The organism is Moorena sp. SIO4E2 (genome assembly GCF_010671945.1).
GTDB lineage: Bacteria > Cyanobacteriota > Cyanobacteriia > Cyanobacteriales > Coleofasciculaceae > Moorena > Moorena producens.
Window position 1 is genome coordinate 1 of the sequence record NZ_JAAHIE010000614.1, and the last position, 4,022, is coordinate 4,022.

The 4,022-nt window shown below is 47.1% G+C and carries 6 protein-coding genes; 2 read left to right on the top strand and 4 right to left on the bottom strand.

The genetic code is table 11. From position 1 onward, the window contains the following. The first annotated feature begins 883 nt into the window (after positions 1-883). Positions 884-1,006, top strand: coding sequence for a hypothetical protein (locus tag F6K37_RS34085; protein WP_287255195.1), 123 nt, complete (start codon positions 884-886; stop codon positions 1,004-1,006). A gap of 59 nt (positions 1,007-1,065) precedes the next feature. On the opposite strand, the gene F6K37_RS34090 is transcribed toward F6K37_RS34085, so the two are convergent. Beyond that, positions 1,066-1,233 (bottom strand): hypothetical protein, encoded by a 168-nt coding sequence (locus F6K37_RS34090; RefSeq protein WP_008187237.1) that lies wholly within the window; start codon positions 1,231-1,233, stop codon positions 1,066-1,068. Positions 1,234-1,866: 633 nt separating this feature from the next. After that, on the bottom strand, positions 1,867-2,373 hold the full coding sequence (locus F6K37_RS34095) for a DUF3172 domain-containing protein (RefSeq protein WP_008187233.1): 507 nt from the start codon (positions 2,371-2,373) through the stop codon (positions 1,867-1,869). A gap of 63 nt (positions 2,374-2,436) precedes the next feature. On the opposite strand from F6K37_RS34095, the gene F6K37_RS34100 reads away from it, so the two are divergent. Next, a complete protein-coding gene (locus tag F6K37_RS34100; protein WP_287255198.1) occupies positions 2,437-2,643 on the top strand; it encodes a hypothetical protein in 207 nt (68 codons plus the stop codon). On the opposite strand, the gene F6K37_RS34105 is transcribed toward F6K37_RS34100, so the two are convergent. Next, positions 2,624-3,736 (bottom strand): N-acetyltransferase DgcN family protein, encoded by a 1,113-nt coding sequence (locus F6K37_RS34105; RefSeq protein ID WP_287255200.1) that lies wholly within the window; start codon positions 3,734-3,736, stop codon positions 2,624-2,626. The two genes, F6K37_RS34100 and F6K37_RS34105, sit on opposite strands and share 20 nt — an antisense overlap. Further along, a partial coding sequence (locus F6K37_RS34110) for an enolase C-terminal domain-like protein (RefSeq protein WP_287255202.1) occupies positions 3,720-4,022 on the bottom strand: 303 nt, incomplete at its 5' end. The genes F6K37_RS34110 and F6K37_RS34105, both read right to left, overlap by 17 nt.

Genomic DNA, 4,022 nt, shown 5'->3' on the forward strand with positions numbered 1-4,022 from the left:
TTGGGGGGAACAAGAGTCAATTTGCTTCTAAAAGTCCCCCAGAATTGGGGGACCAACGGGGGCTTGGATGTAGCAAATGAGACTTCTCAGACAACCTCTCAGACGATAGGGAGTTAAATACAAATCAACTGAAACACCAATCAAGTTTAAGGGCGCACGGTGTGTGCCCCTAAACTTGATTGTGCTAAAGGCCAAGTGAAAACCCGCCATAGTTAGTCAGTCAATCTCCCGAGTGAGAACATATAGCGCTACGCGCAAGTCAGCAAGGTTCTTGGGTCAGAAGTCAAAGGTGCGCTTTCCGTTCTCCGTAGGAGACGCGGGGCGCGTTCGGCGAATTAAATTCGCCACGGGTCGCACCTAAAAGTAAGCGATTACTTACGTTTCGGAGTTATGGAATGTCAAACATCTTAATGGGTAGTGCTATAGCTTTTTATTTAATTAGTGTAATTTATTCAGCTAAGCGATCGCACCCTGATTTTCCGCTGGTTTTAACTCATCTAGTTAAACTCTTGTTATTGACCTAATCTAGGATTTCCTGATTTAAGCTGCTGTGGCCTCGATATAATTACTGAAATTTCAGCGGAAATTTAACAATTTTAAATAGGTGATATCCGTAAATTGCACATGATCATGTTTTGTGATCTGTTTCCTCAGTGCATCAAAAGTTGGACTGATTGCTGCCTGTGATCAGAACTTGCTTTTGCAACCTAGGAAATACAAGAAAAAGCTCAACTCGAACACCAACGAGCTGAACAACTCCCAGAACGGTTACGACAGCTGGGCATTAATCCCGATGAAATTTAACATAGGGTGTTGCTAACGCGCAACAATTATTCTCGTTATCTGTTGTCAGCTTGGGTTAAGGTTAAATGCAGCCTTACTAATGAATTTCTCATCCTTAACTGTTTCCCTTAAACCCGAAATTACCCTCACCCCTGTTGAGGGAAATATTGTGATCCAATCTTCAAGCCGTAAGCTGACATTTCATCAACCGGAACCGGGATAAAAAACTGCTCTAGATGCTCTGAAACAGGGAACCCACACCCCCTGACAAGGGTAGGTTTTTTACTTTGGAGATAGGTAATAGGTAATAGGTAATAGGTAATGGGTAATGGCTAATCGGTAATGGGTAATGGCTAATCGGTAATGGCTAATCGGTAATGGGGACCGGTCCCCTAACCCCTGTGAGCCGTCATCCCCTGAGCTTTCTCCCCTTGCGATCGCTATCCCCATGGTAGGGGATTATTACTTCGATTGTCCTGAGATTGATTGGGATGCGTTCGCGAAGCGGTTCCAAAGGAACATCGCGTTTACTATCTCTCGCTTCCCCTATCTCCATCAAGTCGAAGCAATTTATGTTAGCTTCTGTGGTAGCAAAAGCTTAACAACTGATGCACCCAAGGGCAAACAACCAAACACCCATGAATGCTTCCCCCACCTGCGTTCTCGTGGTGGGGGTGTCCGTCTTAATTACAAGGTTTTATCCCTCGCGACAGGCGGCATTCTCGCGCCTGTTGCCAGAACTTTTGCGCTTACTATTCCCCCAAGTCGTTGTCTTGATGCAATAGCGAGTGGGGGAAACCACGCCAGTTGCTCATGGGGGAAACCCCGAAGACCGCACTGGCTCCCCAAGACCGCGCTGCATCGCTTCCGCTATGGGGCTTGTATTATAAACTTTTACCTAGAGTCTGACGTATATAAACCGACTACAAAGGATTTACAGGTCGTGCCTCTAGGTTGCTCAGAATCTTGTTCTGTCCTTTGCCGTACCGCTCAAGCTAAATTAACTATAACACAATAGGCAGTTCCTTGACCCCCACCTGCGTTCTCGTGGTGGGGGAATGCGTCACTCATCTTGTTCAACCTTTAAAACTGATCGGTTTCCCGTGGTCCGGTGGCACCACCTTGGTTGAGGAACAAGTTACCGGTTGCATCGTTTTGATAGATACAGCGGATTTCCGGTGAACCTTCAAGCACACCAGTGAAACCAAAAGTATTCATCCTGTTTTTGCATTCCCGTACCTGTTCCGATGAGATCAGCCTCCTCTGTTCTAGAATTGACCAGTTATTCCGACGTAAAACACACCCAGGTCGCATCTTGGGCTGAGTCACATACACATTAAAGGGATTGAGAGTCACGAAAACTTGCATATCTGTCACCATCGCACTGGCACCATACTGAATACAAAGCTCTGGGTTGGGTGCGCTGCGGTCAATCACTTCACGAGAGGCAACATTTTCTGGGTTGAGAGTGGCACCAGAGCTAAAAGCAATACCAACTCCAAGTCCCAAGACAAAAACCCCACCAAGAATCGCTAAGGTTGTGTAATTAAGTTCAGGTATCCCATTAGAACTGTTGGATTCACGTTTCATTGGATTGAATTAACGTTTGAATTAACGTTTAGAATTTGCTGGGTCAAGATTTCCTGGGAGTAGTTGCTACTTGCCCCCTTCTTTCAGTATGCCAGGTACGCCAAGATTAATCCGGAGATGGGGAGCTGGGAAGCTGGGGAGCTGGGGAGCTGGGGAGATGGGGAGATGGGGAGCTGGAGAGATGGGAAACATTTTTATAGCGTTTATCATACTGACGAGGTACAGGATAGTTTTGTCTTACCTCGACTCCCTACGGTGCGCTTTCCGTAGGCGAATTAAATTCGCCACGGGTCGCACCGCTCCCGATTCCCGATTCCCGATCACCAATTGCTGCTTTCAACAATACATCTGCTCCAAATCGCACGGCATCGGTACAAGGTAGGCCAGTCTCTGTTTGTACCTGTTCAATTGCCGACCGGGCAGCTTGATCATCCAAGTGGCCAGTATTAAGTGCGATCGCAATCACCTTGACCTGACCAAATGCCCCACCAGCACTAGCAACGGTCTCGTAAAGCTCAATCACTTTGGGTAATGGGGGAATCGGCACATGGTCATGATTACGAACAGACCGCTGTCCAGCTCGATGCACCAATAGTAATCCCGTCGGCTGAGTTCCTCGAATTAGCGGTAGAGTAGCTGTAGAACCAGGATGCAACAGAGAACCTTGCCCTTCTACGATCAATAAGTCGTGGTCATTACCATAGCGCAATACCATTTGTTCCACAGCACCAGCCGCAAAGTCTACCCGAATCCCATCCAAGGGAATGCCATCCCCAGAAATCATAATGCCAGCTTGACCAGTTGCTAGGAACTTCGATGATATGCCCTGACGTTGGGCGCACAGATATAACTCTAGAGCTGCTGACATTTTGCCCACTGCCATATCTGTACCTACTGTCAAGATGCGCTGACAAGGTAGCGATCGCGCTTGAGCACTTGCTATGCCTAATCCCTTCGGTTCCCGACGAATATCCCAAATTACCTGACCGTCTTGCAGTAATTTCTGTAACTCTGGGTCAGATGCCATGGGAGTATGCAAACCATTGATAATCGATAACCCTGCTCCTACCCCTACTTTCACCTCCTGCCACCAAGGCTCTGGTAATGCTCCCCCAGATGGCGCAATACCAATGGCTAGGATATCTGGTTGATAAGCTAGGGCAGCAGAGACGGAATCTACAATCGGGACATTAACCTGAATTCCAGTTAATTTAGACAAAGACTGCCCAGCACACTGGTGGTCAATCACTACCACAATTTCAGTTGGGCAATACCGTAACAGAGTCAGTCCGGTTTTGCCTTTTGAACCAAGAATCCCTTCATGGAGTAGAATCGCAATACGCCGATTAGTGGTTAAATTCACGGCGTTTCACCCCCAGTCCTGGTAAATTATTCGGTATCAAATGCCCATTTTGTAGGGTTGCCCCTAAGAAGGGGTCATCTACTAGGTTTAAGTGGCTGTCTAAATCGAGATAATCTGCCAGTGGTGACAGATGAGAAGCTGCTGTATTGGCCAGAGTACTGTCAGAATAGCAACCAAACATCACCTGCAACCCACAAGCTTTTGCGGTATGCACCATCCGTATTGCCTCAGTTAAACCACCGGATTTCATTAGTTTGATGTTAATACCATGGACACAGTTTGCCAA

What these genes read in the sequence shown, in the direction of transcription:
- F6K37_RS34085 (WP_287255195.1), top strand. Translation starts at nt 884, where the DNA reads ATGAATTTCTCATCCTTAACTGTTTCCCTTAAACCCGAAATTACCCTC.
- F6K37_RS34090 (WP_008187237.1), bottom strand. Translation starts at nt 1,233, where the DNA reads ATGGGGATAGCGATCGCAAGGGGAGAAAGCTCAGGGGATGACGGCTCA.
- F6K37_RS34095 (WP_008187233.1), bottom strand. Translation starts at nt 2,373, where the DNA reads ATGAAACGTGAATCCAACAGTTCTAATGGGATACCTGAACTTAATTAC.